Annotated in this window: 19 protein-coding genes; all 19 read left to right on the top strand. The window is 45.0% G+C overall.

From position 1 onward, the window contains the following. Positions 1–1,608: polyribonucleotide nucleotidyltransferase (gene pnp, locus PHH49_02970; GenBank protein MDD5487912.1), on the top strand; the 1,608-nt coding region annotated here is incomplete at its 5' end. 72 nt (positions 1,609–1,680) lie between these two features. Beyond that, positions 1,681–2,130: a dUTP diphosphatase gene (gene dut / locus PHH49_02975; GenBank protein MDD5487913.1), complete on the top strand. Its 450-nt coding sequence runs from the start codon at positions 1,681–1,683 to the stop codon at positions 2,128–2,130. Between the two features lie 18 nt (positions 2,131–2,148). After that, on the top strand, positions 2,149–2,931 hold the full coding sequence (locus tag PHH49_02980) for an undecaprenyl-diphosphate phosphatase (protein ID MDD5487914.1): 783 nt from the start codon (positions 2,149–2,151) through the stop codon (positions 2,929–2,931). Positions 2,932–2,950: 19 nt separating this feature from the next. Continuing rightward, a complete protein-coding gene (locus tag PHH49_02985) occupies positions 2,951–5,161 on the top strand; it encodes a DNA translocase FtsK (protein MDD5487915.1) in 2,211 nt (736 codons plus the stop codon). Between the two features lie 3 nt (positions 5,162–5,164). Further along, positions 5,165–6,292 (top strand): DUF4115 domain-containing protein, encoded by a 1,128-nt coding sequence (locus tag PHH49_02990; GenBank protein MDD5487916.1) that lies wholly within the window; start codon positions 5,165–5,167, stop codon positions 6,290–6,292. A 7-nt stretch (positions 6,293–6,299) separates the two neighbouring features. Beyond that, positions 6,300–7,631 (top strand): 30S ribosomal protein S12 methylthiotransferase RimO, encoded by a 1,332-nt coding sequence (gene rimO / locus PHH49_02995; protein ID MDD5487917.1) that lies wholly within the window; start codon positions 6,300–6,302, stop codon positions 7,629–7,631. Beyond that, entirely contained in the window at positions 7,628–8,215 is a 588-nt protein-coding gene (gene pgsA, locus PHH49_03000) for a CDP-diacylglycerol--glycerol-3-phosphate 3-phosphatidyltransferase (GenBank protein ID MDD5487918.1), read from the top strand. The genes rimO and pgsA overlap by 4 nt, the downstream gene beginning before the upstream one ends. Next, a complete protein-coding gene (locus PHH49_03005) occupies positions 8,212–8,673 on the top strand; it encodes a phosphatidylglycerophosphatase A (GenBank protein ID MDD5487919.1) in 462 nt (153 codons plus the stop codon). Before pgsA ends, PHH49_03005 begins: the two co-directional genes overlap by 4 nt. Before the next feature lie 740 nt (positions 8,674–9,413). Further along, positions 9,414–9,593 carry a helix-turn-helix domain-containing protein gene (locus PHH49_03010; GenBank protein ID MDD5487920.1) on the top strand — a complete coding sequence of 60 codons (180 nt, stop codon included), beginning with the start codon at positions 9,414–9,416 and terminating at the stop codon, positions 9,591–9,593. A gap of 32 nt (positions 9,594–9,625) precedes the next feature. After that, positions 9,626–10,870: a beta-ketoacyl-[acyl-carrier-protein] synthase family protein gene (locus PHH49_03015; protein MDD5487921.1), complete on the top strand. Its 1,245-nt coding sequence runs from the start codon at positions 9,626–9,628 to the stop codon at positions 10,868–10,870. Beyond that, positions 10,860–11,603: a 3-oxoacyl-[acyl-carrier-protein] reductase gene (gene fabG / locus PHH49_03020; GenBank protein ID MDD5487922.1), complete on the top strand. Its 744-nt coding sequence runs from the start codon at positions 10,860–10,862 to the stop codon at positions 11,601–11,603. The genes PHH49_03015 and fabG overlap by 11 nt, the downstream gene beginning before the upstream one ends. Before the next feature lie 12 nt (positions 11,604–11,615). Then, a complete protein-coding gene (locus tag PHH49_03025; GenBank protein MDD5487923.1) occupies positions 11,616–11,873 on the top strand; it encodes an acyl carrier protein in 258 nt (85 codons plus the stop codon). Positions 11,874–11,880: 7 nt separating this feature from the next. Further along, positions 11,881–13,089 (top strand): beta-ketoacyl-[acyl-carrier-protein] synthase family protein, encoded by a 1,209-nt coding sequence (locus PHH49_03030; GenBank protein MDD5487924.1) that lies wholly within the window; start codon positions 11,881–11,883, stop codon positions 13,087–13,089. Then, complete coding sequence (locus PHH49_03035; protein MDD5487925.1) at positions 13,086–14,504, top strand: NAD(P)/FAD-dependent oxidoreductase; 1,419 nt, start codon at positions 13,086–13,088, stop codon at positions 14,502–14,504. The genes PHH49_03030 and PHH49_03035 overlap by 4 nt, the downstream gene beginning before the upstream one ends. Before the next feature lie 8 nt (positions 14,505–14,512). Beyond that, positions 14,513–15,826 carry a beta-ketoacyl synthase N-terminal-like domain-containing protein gene (locus tag PHH49_03040; protein ID MDD5487926.1) on the top strand — a complete coding sequence of 438 codons (1,314 nt, stop codon included), beginning with the start codon at positions 14,513–14,515 and terminating at the stop codon, positions 15,824–15,826. Between the two features lie 15 nt (positions 15,827–15,841). Continuing rightward, a complete protein-coding gene (locus PHH49_03045) occupies positions 15,842–16,408 on the top strand; it encodes an NAD(P)H-dependent oxidoreductase (GenBank protein ID MDD5487927.1) in 567 nt (188 codons plus the stop codon). A gap of 6 nt (positions 16,409–16,414) precedes the next feature. Beyond that, positions 16,415–17,062: an NAD(P)H-dependent oxidoreductase gene (locus PHH49_03050; GenBank protein MDD5487928.1), complete on the top strand. Its 648-nt coding sequence runs from the start codon at positions 16,415–16,417 to the stop codon at positions 17,060–17,062. Positions 17,063–17,890: 828 nt separating this feature from the next. Next, complete coding sequence (locus tag PHH49_03055) at positions 17,891–19,228, top strand: ATP-binding protein (protein MDD5487929.1); 1,338 nt, start codon at positions 17,891–17,893, stop codon at positions 19,226–19,228. A 36-nt stretch (positions 19,229–19,264) separates the two neighbouring features. Beyond that, positions 19,265–19,651 carry a response regulator gene (locus PHH49_03060; GenBank protein MDD5487930.1) on the top strand — a complete coding sequence of 129 codons (387 nt, stop codon included), beginning with the start codon at positions 19,265–19,267 and terminating at the stop codon, positions 19,649–19,651.

Here is a 19,651-nt window from a genome sequence, read left to right on the forward strand (position 1 = left end):
TTTGTTGTGAACCCCACATTCGAAGAGATAGAAGGCAGCCAGCTTGACCTTATCGTTGTTGGCAACAAGGACAGTGTGGTCATGCTCGAGGCCGGCTCAAGCGACCTTGAAGAGGCCCAGATGCTGGAGGCGATAAAGAAAGCGCATGAGGGGATGAAACCCATCATCACGGCGCAGGAAGAGTTGCGCAAGAAGGTCGGCAAGAAGAAGAGGGAAGATATTTCCTTTACCAGCGATATAAGTGAGCTTACGGCCCGTGTGTCCTCAAAATACAAGGCGAAGATAAAGGAAATACTGCATATATCCGGCAAGCAGGACCGCGTGAACGAACTCGCGGCTGTTGCCGCGAAGGCGGTCGAGGATGAAGGTCCGGACGCGCCGGATACGATCAAGAAAGAGGTCGGCCGCGCCGTCGGCGATATAGAGAAAGATATAGTCAGGGAGATGATCCTTAAGGAAAAGAAAAGGATAGACGGCCGCAAGTGCGACCAGATACGGCCTTTGTCCTCCGAGATAAACATACTGCCCAGGACCCACGGGTGCGCGCTTTTCACGAGAGGTGAGACACAGGCCCTTGCCGTGGTCACACTAGGGACCAGCACGGATGAGCAGAGGATAGAGACCTTGATGGGAGAAGGTGTAAAGACGTTCATGCTCCACTATAATTTCCCGCCTTTCAGCGTCGGCGAGACAAAACCGCTGCGAGGTCCGGGAAGACGCGAGATAGGGCACGGAGCCCTGGCGGAAAAGGCTATAAGACCCACGATACCTTCACAGGAATCATTTCCATACACGCTCCGGATAGTCTCTGAGATACTTGAATCCAACGGGTCAAGCTCCATGGCCACGGTTTGCGCCAGTTCTCTGGCGCTTATGAGCAGCGGTGTCCCGGTATCGGGCGCGGTAAGCGGTATCGCCATGGGCGTTATAGTAGATGGCAAGGATTACACCATACTCACGGATATAGCTGGTGCCGAGGACCATTATGGCGATATGGACTTCAAGGTAGCAGGGACCAGGAAAGGCATAACCGCCGTGCAGATGGACCTTAAGGTTAAGGGCGTGAGTTTCGAACTTCTCGCTGAAGCTTTCGAACAGGCGAAAAAGGCCAGGCTTGAGATATTGGACCACATGAAGGGTACGATAGCCGAACCCTTGGCGGATATCTCTCCCAACGCGCCTAGGATAGTATCGCTTAAGATAAACACGGAGAAGATACGCGACGTGATCGGCCCGGGCGGGAAAATGATACGCAAGATCATCGCTGAGACCGGCGCGGATATCAATATCGAGGATGATGGGACATGCCAGATAGCGTCCGCCAACAAGGAATCCCTGGACAAAGCGGTCAAGTGGGTAAAGGACCTTACCGCCGAGCCGGAAGTCGGGAAGATATATGACGCCAAAGTGGTCAAGTTAATGGCTTTCGGGGCGTTCTGTGAGTACATGCCGGGACAGGAAGGTCTTGTGCATGTGTCAGAGGTAGCGGATTCATATGTTAAGGACGTTAGCGAATTCCTTAAGGAAGGCCAGGAGATCAAGGTCAAACTTATAGGTATCGATGACCAGGGCCGTGTTAAACTGAGCATAAAACAAGCGGCAGCATAACGACTATCTCGTAATTGCCGCGTTGTTCTGTACAACATTTTGACTGAAACCTAATATTCAGAAAACGGTCAATTGAAGACGATCAAGATTCACATAAAACGCAAGGACAGCGCTAGAGACCTGCCGATCCCGTCTTATGCCACCAGCGGTTCAAGCGGCATGGACCTGTATGCCGATGTTGACGCGGATACCCCTATTTTCCCGGGAGAGATAAAACTTGTATCATGTGGTGTATACCTTGAGATACCGGAGGGGTATGAGGCTGAAATAAGGCCGAGGAGTGGATTATCCCTTAAGCATGGGATAACGCTTGTTAACTCCCCTGGCACGATAGACAGTGATTACAGGGGGCTTCTTAACCTGATTTTAATAAACCTGGGTAAGACGGAGTTCGTCATAACTCGCGGGCAACGGCTCGCCCAGATGGTCATAAAAGAGGTCATCAGGGCGAAATTTGAGGAACGGGAGGAGCTGGAGAGCACCGAGCGTGCCCATGGAGGGTTCGGGCATACGGGTGTCTGACGGGTCCGGCAGTGTAATATGACGGTGATAGAAGCCGCGATATCGGGATTTATTCAGGGAGTCACCGAGTTCTTGCCGGTGTCGAGCTCCGGACATCTTGTTCTAGCTCACTATTTTTTCGGGTACGATGACCCGGGATTGTTCTATGACATATGTCTGCATTGTGCCACGCTCGCCGCGGTGCTTGTATTCTTCGCGAGGGATATAAAGGATATCATTGTGGAACGCAGGTACAGTATGATCGCGTATATCGTCATCGGGACCATACCGGCGGTAGTTATGGCTCTTCTCGCCGGAGATGTCATTGAGAAGATGTTCTTTTCCGGCCCGGCCGGAGTGGCGTTAATGCTTTTTGTAACAGGAGCTGCTCTTTTCGCGGCGCATTATTCTTTCAGGCGTGGCGCGCCGGCTGCGAAGATAAGATGGGGAAAGGCACTTCTTATCGGGATCGCCCAGGCCATAGCGATCATCCCGGGTATATCACGGAGTGGGTTCACCATAACCGCGGGCGCTATGACCGGATTGAGCCGCCCGGATGCTTTCAGATTCTCTTTTCTTTTATCGATACCGGCTATCCTGGGAGCTCTGGTGCTGAGTTTTATCAAGGGCGGCGCGCGGTTACCGTCAACGATGGCACCTGTCTCGTTCATCGCGGGTATGGTGGTGGCTTTCGTAGCGGGGCTCTTGAGCCTGAATGTTCTGAAAAAGGTCATTAAAGCGGGACGTTTGCCGTATTTTGGCGCGTATTGTATCTTGCTGGGCGCGGTGGTGTTGATAGTGTCTATCGCGACCGGTTCTTGACATAAGGAGAGACATATTGATGGATCAGGCCAGAAAAAACGAAATGATGGCTGTTCTTCTTTTCGCGACCGGTTTATTCCTGTTCTTAAGCCTCTTTACGTTCACGGAACAGGACCTGTCCTTTTATACAAGTACACCTAACGCTATATGCCGCAATATGACAGGGGTAGTAGGCGCCTATCTTGGCGGCGCGTTCCTTTTTGTCGTAGGACGAGCCGCGTACGTATTTCCTCTCCTGTTCTTACTTTGGGGCATATCACGTTTATTGCAGATCGAAACGCGGAAGATATATTTCAAGTTATTCGGGACCCTGGTGCTTCTTGCGGCTGTAAGCGCTAGCTTGAGCATGGTCTCGGACGCTACTCGCGCTTCAGCTTTCAGCGCGGGGGGTCTTGTCGGTACGGTATCGTCCGGTTTTCTCCTGGAATACCTGGGGAAAGGGGGGGCCGCGCTTTTTATCATGGTCCTTATCGCGCTTTCACTCCTTATCGCTACGGAATTCATGATACTTCCCATAGTCGTTTCTTGTTACCATTTTTTAAAGAAGTTGCCGGTGAAAATAAAGGAACTGGTCCCGGAAAGAGAAGACAGCCTGATACAGAGGCCGGCCAAACCACGTGCTTCACGCAAAGAAATAGCCAAGAAACTTGAGATGATGAAAAAACAGGTCGAGGAGGTCCGCAAGACCGCCCTTGCCCCGGTAAAACAAAAAGCGGCTCCGGAACCACGGATAGTCCAGCCAGCGCGTCCTGAGAAAGTCGAAGTAAAACCACAGAGGACAAAGGACGTAGCTGATACCGCTACCGGTGAAAAACTCGTTTATAACCTTCCTGGAATAGACATACTTAAGGGGCAGTCCAAAGTTAACGTGAGGGAAAGGGATGATGACCTGAAGGCCAAGGCCGCTGTTCTTGAGCGTACTCTTCTGGAGTTCGACGTGGAAGCCAAGGTAGTAAAGATAAACAGGGGGCCGGTGATAACCCTGTACGAGCTGGAGCCTTCTGTTGGTACAAAGGTGAACAAGATAACATCCCTTAGTGATAATATATCCCTGGCGATGAGGTCTGCTAATATAAGGATATTGGCGCCGATACCGGGTAAAGGGACTATCGGTATAGAAGTCCCGAACGATAAGCCGGAAAAGGTCCTGCTCCGGGACATATTGGAATCTCCCGAGTATAGCGAAGAGACGTCCCCGATAAAAATAGCCCTAGGCAAGGATATATCCGGGACAACGATAGTAACGGACCTGGCCAAGATGCCGCATCTACTTATCGCGGGCGCTACGGGATCAGGTAAGACAGTCTGCATAAACTGTATAATCAGCAGTATCCTTTTCAACGCGTCGCCTGACGAGGTCAAGTTCATGATGATAGACCCAAAGCGGGTAGAGCTCATGATGTTCGAGGGGATCCCCCATCTCGTGTCACCCATTGTTACCAACCCCAAAAAGGCCGCGGCCGCCCTTAACTGGGTTGTTGGGGAGATGGAACGGCGTTACGAGATATTCGCGGAAAAAGGGGTAAGGAATATCGCCAGCTATAAGGAGTCCGCCGGGGCGGAAGATATGAACCTCCCATATATCGTGGTGATAGTGGATGAGCTTGCCGATCTCATGATGGTGGGGCAGCAGGATGTGGAGACCGCCATAATGCGTATCGCCCAGCTTTCCAGGGCCGCGGGTATACATATGATACTGGCCACGCAGCGTCCATCGGTCAATGTGATCACGGGCGTTATAAAGGCCAATATGCCGGCTCGTATCTCTTTTAAGGTGGCATCGAAGGTGGACTCGCGTACAGTTCTTGATGCTAACGGGGCGGAAAAACTGCTCGGCAGGGGTGATATGCTGCTTATGGAGCCGGGTGAATCATCTCTTATCAGGGGCCAGTGCTCGCTTGTTGAGGATTCAGAGCTGCGCAGGATAGTCAAGGAGATAAAGGTCCAGGCCGGTCCGAGGTACATAGAGTCCGCTGTGGAAAAACAGGAGAAGAAAGGCCTGGGGGTGGAACAGGAGAAAGATGATCTTTACCACGAGGCCGTAAGGATAGTTATCGAGACGAAACAGGCCTCGGTATCTATGGTACAAAGGAAGCTCAGGGTAGGGTATACACGCGCGGCGCGGATGATCGATATCATGGAGGAAGAAGGTATAGTCGGCCCTTATAACGGTTCAAAACCGCGTGAGATACTTGTCGAAGGGGTCGAGGAGCTGGAAGGAACGGAATAAACCATGACCAAGCCAAAAGACATAGGTAATAAGCTGAAGGAGTTGCGTGAACGTAAGGGAATGAACGTTGACGAGGCCTCGCAAGCTAGCAAAATACACATAAATGTCATTAGCGACATAGAGAACGGCGTGTTCAGCCGGCTCAATAAATTGTATCTGAAAAGTTTCATAAAGAAATATGCCGAGTTCCTGGGCGCGAATACGAATGACATCCTCAAGATGTTCTCCGATATCGTCAACGTTATGCCCGAGAAGCAGTTCACGTTCGACGTGCAGGACAAAAAGCCCATAGCGGTCCCCAAAAAAACTCCCGCAGTGAAGAAGCCAGCTGCTTCCGTAAAAAAACCGTTACTGGCGATAGTGCCGCCCAAGGTCAAGGTGGATAAGGACAAGGCCCAGAACATGCTGGTCATAGCGCTTACGGTGGCGTTCTGTATCCTGTTCATAGTGTTCCTCGGTATGCTGCACGCTAGATTTTCCAGTGGGACCAGGCCGGAGACCGCGCGTAAGGTCGAGAAAACCGAGGTGAGAACGGACAAAAGCCCGGCCAAGACATCATCCAGGGATAAAGCTAAAAAGACACAGGATACTTCTACCGCTAAGCAGGTAAAGGCCGAACCTGTGAAAAAAGAAGTTAGAAAACCCGTCGTTATAGCCAAAAAAGAGAAACAAGCCGCGGCCAAAAAAGAAGTAAAGCCTGAACCCAAACCGGTACCGACGCCAAAACCGGAGACAAAGGTTGAGCCCCCCAAGGAAGCGCCTGTCCGGCAGAAGCCTGTCGAGCAGCCAGCACCGGTAGTTGCGGCCAAGCCTTTAGTCACGACAGCTCCCGCGGAGGAGAAGCCTGCCGCGAGCGGACCGTTCATTTTCACGCTTAAAGCCAATGGTGACGCTTGGGTCCAGATCAATAAGGGTGAGGAAAAAATATATGTCGGCATAATGCAGGCAGGGGATTCCAAGACCTGGCGTGCCGATGGCACCCTCAACATCTGGACGGGGAAAGCCGAGATGTTGGAATTTATCATTAACAGCCATAAAATAGGAAAAGTTGCCGACGGTGTGGTTAAGAACATCGAAGTGTCGGATAAGGGAGTTAATGTTAACGGCAACTGGGTTTACCGTATAGAATAGGCCGTTTATGCTGACAGCCTACCTTTTAAGCCTTGGATGTCCGCGGAACATGATCGACAGTGAGGTCCTTCTCGGTCTTCTTGAGAAGAAAGGCGTGACCATCGCCGAATCGCCTGAGGGAACGGACATCGCTATCGTGAATACCTGCGGGTTCATCAATGACGCCAAGCAGGAATCCATAAATTACATACTTGAACTTGCCGAGATGAAAAAACTTGGGGATATAAAAAAACTGGTCGTATGCGGCTGTTTGCCGCAGCGGTACCCCCTGGAACTACGGGAAGAGATCAAGGAGATAGATGCCATTTTCGGAACGGCGGATTTTATCCGCATTCCGGACCTTTGGGACAGGATAATGAGCGGTAGGCCGGTGAATGAGGTGTCCGCTGCCCCGGATTTCTTGTATGATCACACTTATCCCAGGAAACTCATACCGTCGAAACATTTTACATATGTCAAGATACAGGAAGGATGTTCCAACAGGTGTTCTTATTGCGTGATACCTGATCTTAAGGGCCCCAGGCGTAGCCGTATCGTTAGTTCTGTGGAGGCGGAAGTAAAAGCCCTCAGGGCCGAACATGGTGTCAGGGAAGTGATATTGATAGGGCAGGACACCACATCGTTCGGTATGGACCGTGGAGTGTATGGGGAGCTTGCGGTGCTATTGCGCAAGCTTTCTCCGCTGGTTGAGGACGGCTGGCTCAGGCTTTTGTATACGCACCCCGCGCATATCACGGAAGAGATCATAAATATAATGGCGGATACCCCGAATATCTGTAATTATCTGGACCTTCCCATACAACACATAAGCGACAGGGTGCTAAATGACATGAATCGACGCGTTACCATGCAAAGGATCCGGGATGTCCTGGGTTTTGTCCGGCGCAAAGTGCCGGAAGTTATTATCCGTACCTCGGTCATAGCCGGTTTCCCTGGAGAGACAGAGAATGAGTTCAGGCAGCTTATGGATTTTTTGAGGGAGGTAAAGTTCGATCGGCTGGGAGCGTTCGTTTACTCACGTGAGGAGGGCACCCCGGCCGCGAAAATGTCGGGACAGGTGCCGGAAAAGGTAAAAATGGAACGTATGGCGGAGATAATGGCTTTGCAGCAGGAGATATCGGCGGAGAATAACATGAAATACATCGGCCGTACTTACCGGGCCATCGTGGATGAGATAGTTGAGGGATCCGATACCGAGTATATAGGCAGGACCTATATGGATGCCCCGGAAGTAGACGGGGTGATGTATATAAGAGGAAAAGGATTGAGTGCTGGTGACATGGTGGACGTAAGGGTAACAGGCAGTATGGAATATGATCTTATAGGAGAAGTGGCATGAACATCGCGAACAAAGTGACGGTATCACGTATATTCCTTGTTTTTATCTTTATGGGGCTTCTTTACGTCAAAGGTGTCTACGCCAAGAGCGCCGCGCTCCTGGTCTTCCTGGTAGCGGCGCTAACGGATTATTTTGACGGGTATCTGGCCAAGAAGTACAACTGCATATCGGATTTCGGGAAGATCATGGACCCGATCGCGGACAAAATGCTTACCCTGGGAGCTTTTATAGCGTTTGTCGAAATGAAGATAGTGCCGGCATGGATGGTAGCGCTTATTATTTTAAGGGAACTGGTGATAACCAGTATACGTATAAAGGCTCTTACCAAGAAAGAAGTGCTTCCCGCGGGTAAGGGTGGAAAACACAAGACCGTGTTCCAGATGTTCTCGATATTGATAATATTAATATTCATCGTGTATAAAGAAAGTAAATGGACCGGGGGCACGTGGACCGCGGATTTCGAATACTGGTATAAACAGATGATCTTCGGGGTAATGATAATTACCACCACACTTACCGTGGCTACCGGGCTTTCATATATATTAGGTAACAAAGCGTACCTGTTCAACGATGGGGATAAATGAACCTGGATAAGCTTTGCGACAGGATAGCTACTATAATGGGACTGGGCAGGTTGCCTTACGCACCGGGGACGTGGGGTAGCGTTGCCGGGCTTGCGGCAGTTCTCCTGGTAAGCGGACATATTTTTCTCTATTTAACCGTAATGATCTCTTCCTCTATATTAGGTATTATTGTGTCTGGTAGGATAGCCGACATAACCGGGGAAAATGACCCTTCTTTTGTTGTTATCGACGAATTCGTGGGTATTTTCTTTGTTTTTCTTTTCATGCCGATAAATGTCGCAACCGTTATTACAGGTTTTATCCTTTTCAGGCTTCTTGATATCTTTAAACCTTTTCCAATTAGGAAGATAGAACAAATACCCGGAGGATGGGGCATAATGGCCGATGATATCGCGGCCGGGCTTATCGCTAATCTCCTGCTCAGGGCGCTACTACATACCTACCTGCTTTATCGTTAATACCTACAATATATTACACATAATAGCGCTGTTAACCGATGTTTCCCGCGTCAACGCTCTTCAAAACCGTTTTTAAAATCAAACCTGGATCTGTCACTGTTTTCACTCTCAAACCTGTACCCGATTTTGATCTTAGACCTGTACCAGGTTTTGTTCCGAGAGCTGTCCTTCAAGAGCTAAGGCTTTGAGTTTTTATGTAAAAGTGTCTTAGTTGGTGGGTACAGGTTTAGCTTTGAGAATATAAACGGTTTAACTTTAATAATGGACCAGGTTTGTGTTTGAAGACAAAAATGGTTTTGAGAGTGTATTGTTCCCGGACCGGTACGCTAAGTGCTAGAAGGTTTTGAGTCTTTATGTAAAAGGATCTTATGGGGTACAGGTCTCTGCTTGATCCTGGGTACAGGTTTAGCTTTTAGAATAGAAACGGTTTTGTGCTTTAAAGTTCCTCTTTACCTATATACTTATAAAAATACTTGTTAATTTTCAATTAAATTTGACTTTTATGGATCCGTTATTATACTCTTTAACATATAACAAACAACAATAAGAGGTATAAAAATATAGTCGAACGTATAAAATACAGTAAAATCTATTAGTACAAGTAACCTAACCGGGTGGGGGAAATGTTACTGTTCTTATTAGATAAAGTCGAATATTTATTCGACTATCTTTGTGTTCATAATCGGCATTTTTTCTTGAATGAGAAAAAATAGCCGATTTTTTATTTAAGGGGAGCTTATATGTCGAATACTATGATGACGGTAAAAGATGTGGCGGAATATCTTAAGATGAAGACGGTGACTATCTATAAACACGCCCAGGATGGTAAGATCCCTGCCTTTAAGGTGGGATCGACCTGGCGGTTCAAGAAAGAAACCATTGATAAGTGGATCGAGGACCAGGAAAAGAATTACAAATAACACATCGGTTATATAGCGGGATGTAACACATTATGGATAAAAGGATAGTGATAACAGGAGCGGGAGTGCTCGCGTCGAACGGGATAGGATTAAGGGCATTTGCCGGATCCCTGAAGAATGGAGTATCGGGTATAAAACCCGTTACTCTTTTCGATACTTCGACCACTAAAAGTAAACTGGCCGGGGAGATATCGGATTTTGACCCCGCTTCAATTCTGGGGAAAAAAGGCCTGCGGAATCTTGATCGTACGACCCTTTTGGCTATGGCGGCTTCAAAACTAGCAATAGACGACGCGGGACTTTCTGACCCGATCGGAGAAGATGTAACGGATCAAGTCGGTGTTTCTCTCGGTTCGACGCTTGGCAGTGTATGGTCTATAAGCGAATTTGATAAAGTCGCTCTAAGGGAAGGGCCAAGGGCGACCAATCCCGCGCTTTTCCCAAATACCGTAATAAATTCACCAGCAAGTCATATATCTATACGGTTTAACATAAAAGGGTTCAATGCTACCGTATCGACCGGGTTTTGCGCGAGTCTTGACGCTATCTTTTACGCTTTGAACCAGATGGAGCTTTACGGGTATCATACCGTTCTGGCCGGTGGGGTAGAGGAGCTGTGTGAACAGACTTATAAAGGTTTTCATAAGATCGGTTATCTTGCCGGGTCACGTGAAGGCAAGGAAGAGGTGAACTGCCCATTCGATAAGCGCCGTAATGGGATAATCCTGGGGGAAGGCGCTGGAATATTCGTACTTGAGGAACTGGAACACGCTCTTGAACGGAAAGCTCGTGTATACGCCGAAATAACGGGTTATGGCACATCGTTCGATCCCAAGTCCCGGAACATATGCAGTCCCAAGGCTGAAGGCGCGTCTCGCGCTATCAAGATGGCCCTGGATGACGCCGATATTATGCCGGATGACATAGGGCTTATCTTTTCGACGGCTAATTCGACGCTGGATTGCGATGTCATGGAGGCAAGGGCCATACGGAAAGTCTTCGGTGATAGAACGGATACCCTCCCCGTAACCAATATTAAACCTCTTGTAGGCGAGACTTTTTCGGCCAGTGGGGCGATGAATATCGCTGCAGCGCTTGTGGGGACATCAGAGGGTTTTATACCCGCCATACGATGTGAGGTAGAAAAGGATAAACGATGTAAGTTGGCGTATTTAACAAAAGTTTCGGATATGCCTTCGGGAGATATTCTTATTAATGATTTCGGCCCGACGGGAAATAATTCGGCCATAGTGATGCGGGGGATAAATGCTACTTAAAGATAAAGTCGCTATTATAACAGGTGGTTCGCGTGGCATAGGCGAGGCTATCGTGCGCGCGTTTGCCGCAGAAGGCGCTGCCGTAGCCTTCAATTATTTGAAAAGCCGGGATAAAGCGGACAAAATATGCAGGGATATAAACGCCGATGGTGGCAATGCTCTTGCGATAAAAGCGGACGTTAAGGACTTCAAGGCGATGAAGGATATGGTCGATGAGACTAAAAAGGTTTTTGGGCGCCTGGATGTGGTAGTCAATAACGCTGGGATCCTTCGGGATAAGGCTATGATGCTCATGGAAGAAGAAGATTGGCAGGATGTTATATCGACCAATCTTTCCGGTACGTTCAATTTAACCCGTGCCGCCATAGTGACTTTTCTTAAGCAGAAGAGCGGGAACGTTATTAATATAACCTCGGTGGCTGGCCTGGCCGGGATAGCACGGCAGGTCAATTATTCATCAAGCAAGGCCGGACAGATAGGCCTCACAAAGTCGCTTGCGCGTGAGGTCGGGCCTTATAACATAAGGGTGAACGCCATAGCTCCGGGATATACCGCGACGGATATGACCGCGTCATTTGATGACACAATGAAAGAAAAATTGATACAGACCATACCGTTGGGGCGGTTTGGTAGCGTGGAAGACATCGCTAAATTAGCGCTTTTTCTGGCTTCGAACGATTCGGCTTATATAACGGGCCAGGTTTTTTCTGTTGATGGTGGGTTATATATGTAAAAAGGAGGAGGGATGCGCTGCATGGTGGACGATAACATTCTCGCGGAAGATCTGAAAAAAATTATATCCGAAGTGATCGAGGCAGATCCTGAAGAAGTAACGTTAACCGCTAAATTTGTCGAGGATCTGGGCATGGACTCAATGATGGCATTGGAGATACTCGCGGCCATCGAAAAGAAATATGGTATCCAGATACCTGAAAGTAATTTAGCCAACTTGACCGATCTTCAGGAAGCTATCAAGGTGACAAAAGAATATTTAATTGATTGAGAGCAGGATGAAAAGGCGTGTAGTAATAACAGGTCTTGGTATAGTATCGTCGATCGGTATTGGAAAGGATACTTTCTGGAAAAATCTCGTTTCAGGAAGATCTGGTATTACTGATGTCGACAGGTTTGATGTGTCCAATTTTTCCATAAAAAAAGCCGGGGAGATCAAAGGCTTCAAACCGGATGATTTTATGCCATCAGGCTCAGTTAAAAAAATAGGCAGAGGGTCTCAGCTAGCCATTGCGGCCACATCGCTGGTTTTTAAAGACGCAGGATTGTCCCCAAATATATTTCGCGAAAAGCGCTCTGGGCTAGTTGTCGGGACAACAATGGGTGAGTCGCCTTCGATCGAAATGATCGACAGGTTCTGGACATCCGGGGGAGAAGAAAATGTGTATATGTCCAATGTCGCGAATTTTCCGGTAAACAATCTTTCAAACAACATCGGGTTCTCCTTTTCTGTGGCCGGATTGAATTTGGTTGTTCCTACAGCGTGTGCTGCTGGGAATTATTCAATAGGATTCGCGGCAGATCTGATATCGAGAAATAAATGCGATTTGCTAATAGCTGGTGGTGCCGATCCACTTTCGCGGTTGGCGTTTACGGGTTTTAATAGGTTGTTCGCAATGGCGCCGGAAAAGTGCCAACCTTTTGATAAGAACCGGAAAGGTATGATGTTGGGGGAAGGTGCGACAGTTCTTTTAATAGAAGCTCTTGAAAGCGCGAAAAAACGTAAAGCGCATATTTACGCGGAAATATTGGGATATGGCCTAAGCTGCGACGCGTATAACATGACAATTCCCAATGTGGATGGTATAGAGAAGGTTATGAGAAAAGCTTTAATTAACGCAGGGATCGGTCCGGGAGATGTTGACTATATTTCGGCCCATGGAACCGGGACTCCCGCTAATGATAATGCTGAATGCGAGGCGATACATCGGGTGTTCGGAGCCCATTCCAAAGATCTGGCTGTAAGTTCGATAAAATCCATGTTAGGGCACACCATGGGTACGGCAAGTGCTATTGAAGCGGCTGCTTGTTGTATGGCTCTGGAGACGGCTATTTTACCTCCAACTATAAATGTAGATGAACAAGACGAGGACTGCGATATTTTTTGTATTCCGAATAAAGCTGTAAAAAAACAAATTAGGGTAGCCTTGAATAATTCTTTTGCTTTTGGCGGGAATAACGCATGTTTGGTGTTAGGAGTTGTATGAATGGGGCGTATGATGTGATAGTAGTAGGTGCTGGGATAAGTGGTTTAATTTGTGGAGCGAAATTGTCAAAGGAAGGCTTCAGTGTTCTTGTTCTGGAAAAAAATTCTTACGCTGGAGGATGCATTTGTGGTGTGCGGAAAAAAGACTTCTATTTTGATTATGGAGCACATCTTTTTGGGAGTTTGAGTGCACACGGTATTTTTAAATACTATTTGGACAGTTTGAATGTTAAAGACTTAGATTTTATTCGCATATCGCCAAGTGATAGATATTTTTTTTCAGATGAAAAAGTAGAAATACCTGAAGATTTAGATGAGTACGTGGAAATGTTAAAAACTAAATTCCCAACAAGTTCTAGGCGAATTAATAGTTTTTTTAGGGAAGTTATACAAATTGCACGAAGCTATTCATCTGAAAAAAAATTAAGTAGATTTTACGATTTGAAGTTTATAGACTTGGTCAGAAAACATTTCTCAGACATAAAGTTGATAGGAGTGTTAATGGCTAGCTTTTCATATCTAGGCATCGCTCCAGGACAACTTGGTGCCACTTCAATGTCTCTCATGATGATTAGTTATCTTCGGGATGGAACATTTTATCCAAAGGGGGGGACGCAAGCAATACCAGATGCATTTGTTCGCGGCATTAAGAATACAGGAGGAGAAATTAAGCTTTGTGAGGAAGTGCGGAAAATTTGTATTGTTCGAGATAACGTTAAATTAATTACAACATCCAAAAAAAATCAGTATAGTTCAAAAGCTGTAGTAATTGCTTCTGACGTGAGGAGAGCATTTTCGAATATTATAGATTGCTCCAAACTTCCGGCAGGATACTTGTCTTTCTTGAAAAAGTTAAAGGTTGGGCCATCATTTTTTACTATGTATCTGGGGCTAAATAAAATTAATGATTTAAGCGAAAAATGTGGGTGGTATCATTCCTCCTATAACTTAGAGGCAAATGACGAATCACCTTTTTATGCGTTCTCGCCTAGCTGTATAGATAACAGCTTGGTTGCTTCCGATAAAAGCGTACTTCAACTTGCCATGCCATTTTATGAGGAAAATACATCTGAAATAGATTGGGAGAAACGTAAATATATGTTTCAGATTTGGATATGGAAGAAAATATGTGAAGTCATGCCACATTTGAGAGAACAAGTGCTATACGAAGAGGTCTCGAGTCCTAGTACAATTGAAAAATTTACTTTTAACACAAATGGTTCCATGTGTGGATGGGAGATGAGCCCGCAGTGTATGCATCTGAAAAGGTTGTATAATAAAACACCAATTGAGGGTGTATATTTGGCTGGTCATTGGACTAATCCTGGTGGAGGTGTTGCCCCATCGGCTACTTCGGGTTGGATTGCTGCTGAACAAGTTAGAGAATACATTTCATTATTAATGCAAACAAGGTAAGGTGATAAATGTATTTAGATATAGAGAAGAGTGAGCGAGACCGAATTGTAATTACTGGAGTAGGACCACTATGTTCTTTGGGCTCTGGGACTAAGCAAGTATGGGAATCCATAGATAAGGGAAAGCAAAATTTGGTTAAGCATAAACACACAATAGATGACATGGAATTAGGACAGTTTTATCTGCATAAAATTGAAAACTTTAATCTTGATGATTATGCTTTGCCGAAGGGAAATTATGTTTATGTAAATAGCTTGCGAGGTTTTAGAGACCCTGATGTGGATCTGCATTATTTTTTAGCCGCAGTTAAATTAGCATTAGAAGACAGTGGCTATGACTATGATTTAAAAGAAAACAAAGTCGGGCTTGTTCTTGCGCACGAGAATCCTGGGATGGAATCTTTGTTTGAAGATATAACGAAAAGTGCATACGAGATTTTCAAAAAATCTAAACAAAACGACAAATTAGATTTTATTCACGAATTATATGACGATTGTGAAGAGTCGGGATATAGTCTTCAGACGTTTACGTATTTGTACTCAGTTGCAAAAGTATTTGATTTGCACGGGTACTCTCTGTTTATAAATAATGCGTGTGCTTCAGGGCTCTTTGCAATCGAAGCGGCTGCCCGTAACATTAGAAGTGGCTTGAACACGGCAACGGTTGTTGCGGCGATAGATTCGCCCCTAAAAATTTATAAATATATGTGGTTTAAAAAGCTAGGTTTATATAACGATGAAGATGGTAAAATGAAGCCATTTTCAAAAAAGGCAAATGGAGTTGTTTTTGGTGATGGAGGCGCTGCGCTGATATTGGAAACGTTAGAAAGTGCAAAAAAGCGAGGTGCTACAATTTATGCAGAGTATTTAGGTGGTGGGTTTTGCTTAGAGGGGTGGAAAATCACAGTACCAGATATCACAAGTAATTATTATGAAAAAGCCTTTGAGGAAGCGATTTACCGTTCTGGCATCAAAGCAAATAGCATTGATTTAGTTAATCCACATGGAGTTGGGTTAAAAGTTACAGATTTATACGAAACCAGAACAATACAACGTGTACTTTCACAAAGAAGTGCTATGGTAAGTGCTTTTAAGCCATTAGTTGGCCATAATTTGGGAGGAAGTGCTTTGTTGGAAACAGTGATAGGGCTTTTAGCGATGCAACATCAAACTGTACCGGCAACGTTGAATTGCGAGGATGTCATTGATGGGTGCGATCTGAATATTATTAAAAACAATAAAAAGGCTAAAATCGAAACGTTCGCAAAAATGGCCATAGGTTTTGCTGGATACAATGCAGTTGGTATATTCAGAAAGGTATAATTAGCTGATTTGCAGATGAAAAATGTAGTTATTTTGAACACATTGGATAATAACGCAAATAGTATGCATATGACTATTGTTGACAAACTCAACAAAGTTCTTTCGCTGGAAAAATGCGATGTGCAGCATTACAAGATTCAGGATTTACATATAATGTCATGTGTAGGATGTTTTGGGTGCTGGGTTAAAACGCCTGGAATGTGTAGCATAGTTGATGATTCAAATGATATTATCAATGCTATCAAAAAGACGAATTATCTTGTCCTGCTCTCTACTATAATGTTTGGTAGCTATTCGTCTGACATGAAAAAGATTATTGATAGATTAGCGCCACTTGCAGAACCGTTTTTTAGGCAAATAGATGGTATAACACAACATGTGCCGAGAATTAATAGAGAAGTAAGGATTATAGCAATAGGTGTTAATGATACTGGACAGGATAAATATGGTGATGTATTTTCCTTGCTTGTTGAAAAAAATGCCCAAAATTTTTTTAATTCACGACATATTTGTCTTGTTTATAAAAGTTCGGTGGGGTGTAAAGGACTAGGGGATAAAATCTTATCTTTTATGCGGGGTTGAGTTAATATGAGTACTCAAATTTTAATATTAATTGGTAGCCCAAAGAAGAAGGATAGTACATCAGAATCAATTGCTACTAAATTAAAATTAATTTTGGGAGAGCAAGGAGCATGTGTACATGTCATGTCATTGTTTTTAAGTCTAAATGATAGCGAGAATATTGATAAATTTTTCAAAAAAATAAATTCAGTAGATATCATTACATTTATATCGCCGGTATATGTTGATTCTCCGCCTTTTATGGTTTTAAAATTTCTTGAAATTATTAGTGAAAAAAGCAAAACTCTTAATAATGAAAAATGCAAAAAAATTTTTGCTATTTCACTCTGTGGCTATCCCGAAGCTGTTCACAACGAGCTTTCTTTAATGATTTATAAAAACTTTGCGGATTGTTGTGGTTTTTTGTGGGGAGGAGGAATGTCGATAAGCATGGCACCATTTATTAGGCAGGATCATATAAGGTATATTGGTGTTAAAAATCAAAATTTACTGCATTCGTATGAGATGTTGTGCAGGAAGATGTTAAGTGTGGAGGATGAAATTGATGATGAATGCATAGAAGTTGCTCCAATATTACCCAAGTGGCTATATTTGTCAATCGCCCACATAGCATGGTATTGCTCTTATGTTAGAAATGTTCTTAAAAGAGGCTAACAGTAAAACATGGCTGGCTTAATATTCACAATATCAAATTGTATAGTTTGGGTCACATGTATTATTCTTATCATAATACTCTTTGTATATGGTAAGAAAAAAGTTCACTACATGTGGGCATATTTTAATTTTGTGGGTGGCCTATGGGGATTAGGTGGTTTTTTAGTTGGTTTGTCCAAAGCCCCAACTGTTGCTATGATATCGTGGAAAATCGCATTGATAGGGTCCATATTTTCTCCAATTGTGTTCTATCATATGATAACTGTGTTAGGCGATTTGAATCGCAAGAAAATATTGTATATTTTTTACGCTTTTGGTATGTTTTTCTACCTTTTAACACTATTTGACTTTCTTGATTTATCAATAACACGGATTCATGATTCTTTGTTTTATGTAAAAGCGACAAATTACAAATGGGGACTTTTGGTGTCAATCTGGGGAATGATAGTCGCTTGTGCAATTGTAGAGCTATTTGTGTTGCTTAAGCAATCTACAGGAGCAAAGCGTACCCAGTATCAATTTATTTTTATAGGTTTTGTGGCAGCATTTTCTGGGGCAATATTAGATACCTTGCCCATGTGGGGATTAAACTTCCTGCCAGCGGCAAATTTGTTGATTTCGTTTTATTGTGTACTAGTGACGTATGCTATTTTGAGGCATAATTTGCTCGACATTGAAGTTATTATCAAAAAAACACTCGTATTTGCGGGTCTTTTCATTTTTGCGTATACGGTATTTGCGACTTTTGCATATATAGGTACAACATTTTTGGAAAACGTTGTTAATAATAGGTGGATAGCTATGATGCCATCAGTATTTATCGTTGTAATGTTATTGCGGCCATTAGAAAGCTTTCTCCGAAATATAACTGACAAATACCTATTTCAAAAACAGTATGACTCAAAACAGTTATTAAAGCTGTTCGCGAATGAGGTGTTATCGGTTCTTGATATTAACCGTCTAGTGAATTTGACTGTGAATAGGCTTGTCGATTTTATGAAATTGGAAAATGCTTATATAATGTTGTTGGATGAGAATAGGGAGATGTTTCGCGTTGTGGCATTCAGCGGAATGAGTCCTTCAAAATGGCATTTGGACGCCCAAAAAGAGTTTTTTGCCTATTTGCAGGTTACAGGAAAATATCTCCTTTTGGATGACCCTGCCAGAAAAAATATATTAAACCCATCGATAGTGTCTGTCATGGCGGATGAAAGATCAGTTTTAGCTATTCCTCTCTTTCATCGAAATGAAATGGTAGGGGTCTTGTTTCTCGGGAAGAAAAAATCGGATGAGATCTTTAACCAGGAAGATATTGATATCCTCTTGCCGTTGTCCCGCACATTATCGATAGCCATAACGAACGCGCAGCTTTTTGAAAAGCTGTCTCAGGCACAGGCGCAGGCCGCCCAGCGGGAAAAGATGGCGGTTATTGGTACGCTCTCGGCCGGGATAAACCATGAGATATGTAATCCCCTGGGGATAGCGCGGGGGCAGTGCGAAATGTTCCTTCTCAACATGCAGGACGGTTTGTACGCCACCAAATCTACGGGTGAACTTTTGGAGCAGGCCAAAGTGATAATGGAAAAGGTCATAAAAGAGACAGACAGGGCGACCGTTATAACGAAGAAATTGTCTTCATTCGCGAAGCCGGCCAAAGGGGAAATAACCAATGATGTCAACGCCGAGAAAGAGATAGATGAAGTAATGACGCTCGTGGAACATGATCTCAAGTTGGATAATATAGTCATAACCAAGAGGGTGGAGGGCGATATCCCGGCGATATCCGCCGACAGGAAACAGCTCCAGGAGATACTTTTTAATATCGTGCGTAACGCGGCGCAGGCCATGGGACAGCGTGGGACCATTGAGATATCGGTTTACGCGCGGTTCGGGGAAGTCTACATCGACATTACGGATACAGGTGAGGGGATAAGCAAACAGGACCAGGCGCGCATTTTCGATCCATTCTTCACGACAAAAGAACCGGGTAAAGGTACGGGATTGGGCCTTTTCATAGTGAAGCAGATCGTGGAAAGGAATAACGGCCGGATCTTTGTTAAAAGCGAATCCGGCAGTGGGACCACGTTCACGCTTGTTTTTAAGGCTTTTGATAGCAGTGATGTGAATGAACATGACAATATAGGCGTGAGAGAAAATAACGCGTAAATATCGGGGTATTTCATTAATATGGGGGGAGGCAAGGTGGATAAACCAAAGATACTTTCGGTGGATGATGAAGCGAATTTCACCGATATGCTTAAACAGTACTTTGAGCCGAGGGGCTACGAGATCGATACGGCGTCTAACGGGGAAACGGGCATCGAAATGCTGAAACTTAAGAAATATGACGTGGCACTTCTGGACTTCAAGATGGTAGGGCTTAACGGGGACGAAGTTATGGGGTGCATTAAGGATGTTTCTCCCGGTACGACTATAATCTTTATCACCGCCTTCAGTGATTCCGGGAAGACCAGGCAGTCCCTTATAGACAAAGGCGCTTACGCGTTCATGGAAAAACCTGTTGCCAGCCTCAAGAATCTCGAGGAATTGGTGAACCAGGCCGCTAACACCGTAAGGAGGAGTGAATAA

The sequence above is a fragment of the Candidatus Omnitrophota bacterium genome, assembly GCA_028715965.1.
GTDB lineage: Bacteria > Omnitrophota > Gorgyraeia > Tantalellales > Tantalellaceae > JAQUQS01.

Bases quoted from the DNA above. Each gene is read 5' to 3' on its own strand.
- PHH49_02980 (MDD5487914.1), top strand. From the start codon at position 2,149: ATGACGGTGATAGAAGCCGCGATATCGGGATTTATTCAGGGAGTCACC.
- PHH49_02985 (MDD5487915.1), top strand. From the start codon at position 2,951: ATGGATCAGGCCAGAAAAAACGAAATGATGGCTGTTCTTCTTTTCGCG.
- PHH49_02990 (MDD5487916.1), top strand. From the start codon at position 5,165: ATGACCAAGCCAAAAGACATAGGTAATAAGCTGAAGGAGTTGCGTGAA.
- rimO (MDD5487917.1), top strand. From the start codon at position 6,300: ATGCTGACAGCCTACCTTTTAAGCCTTGGATGTCCGCGGAACATGATC.
- pgsA (MDD5487918.1), top strand. From the start codon at position 7,628: ATGAACATCGCGAACAAAGTGACGGTATCACGTATATTCCTTGTTTTT.
- PHH49_03005 (MDD5487919.1), top strand. From the start codon at position 8,212: ATGAACCTGGATAAGCTTTGCGACAGGATAGCTACTATAATGGGACTG.
- PHH49_03010 (MDD5487920.1), top strand. From the start codon at position 9,414: ATGTCGAATACTATGATGACGGTAAAAGATGTGGCGGAATATCTTAAG.
- PHH49_03015 (MDD5487921.1), top strand. From the start codon at position 9,626: ATGGATAAAAGGATAGTGATAACAGGAGCGGGAGTGCTCGCGTCGAAC.
- fabG (MDD5487922.1), top strand. From the start codon at position 10,860: ATGCTACTTAAAGATAAAGTCGCTATTATAACAGGTGGTTCGCGTGGC.
- PHH49_03025 (MDD5487923.1), top strand. From the start codon at position 11,616: ATGCGCTGCATGGTGGACGATAACATTCTCGCGGAAGATCTGAAAAAA.
- PHH49_03030 (MDD5487924.1), top strand. From the start codon at position 11,881: ATGAAAAGGCGTGTAGTAATAACAGGTCTTGGTATAGTATCGTCGATC.
- PHH49_03035 (MDD5487925.1), top strand. From the start codon at position 13,086: ATGAATGGGGCGTATGATGTGATAGTAGTAGGTGCTGGGATAAGTGGT.
- PHH49_03040 (MDD5487926.1), top strand. From the start codon at position 14,513: ATGTATTTAGATATAGAGAAGAGTGAGCGAGACCGAATTGTAATTACT.
- PHH49_03045 (MDD5487927.1), top strand. From the start codon at position 15,842: ATGAAAAATGTAGTTATTTTGAACACATTGGATAATAACGCAAATAGT.
- PHH49_03050 (MDD5487928.1), top strand. From the start codon at position 16,415: ATGAGTACTCAAATTTTAATATTAATTGGTAGCCCAAAGAAGAAGGAT.
- PHH49_03055 (MDD5487929.1), top strand. From the start codon at position 17,891: ATGTTATTGCGGCCATTAGAAAGCTTTCTCCGAAATATAACTGACAAA.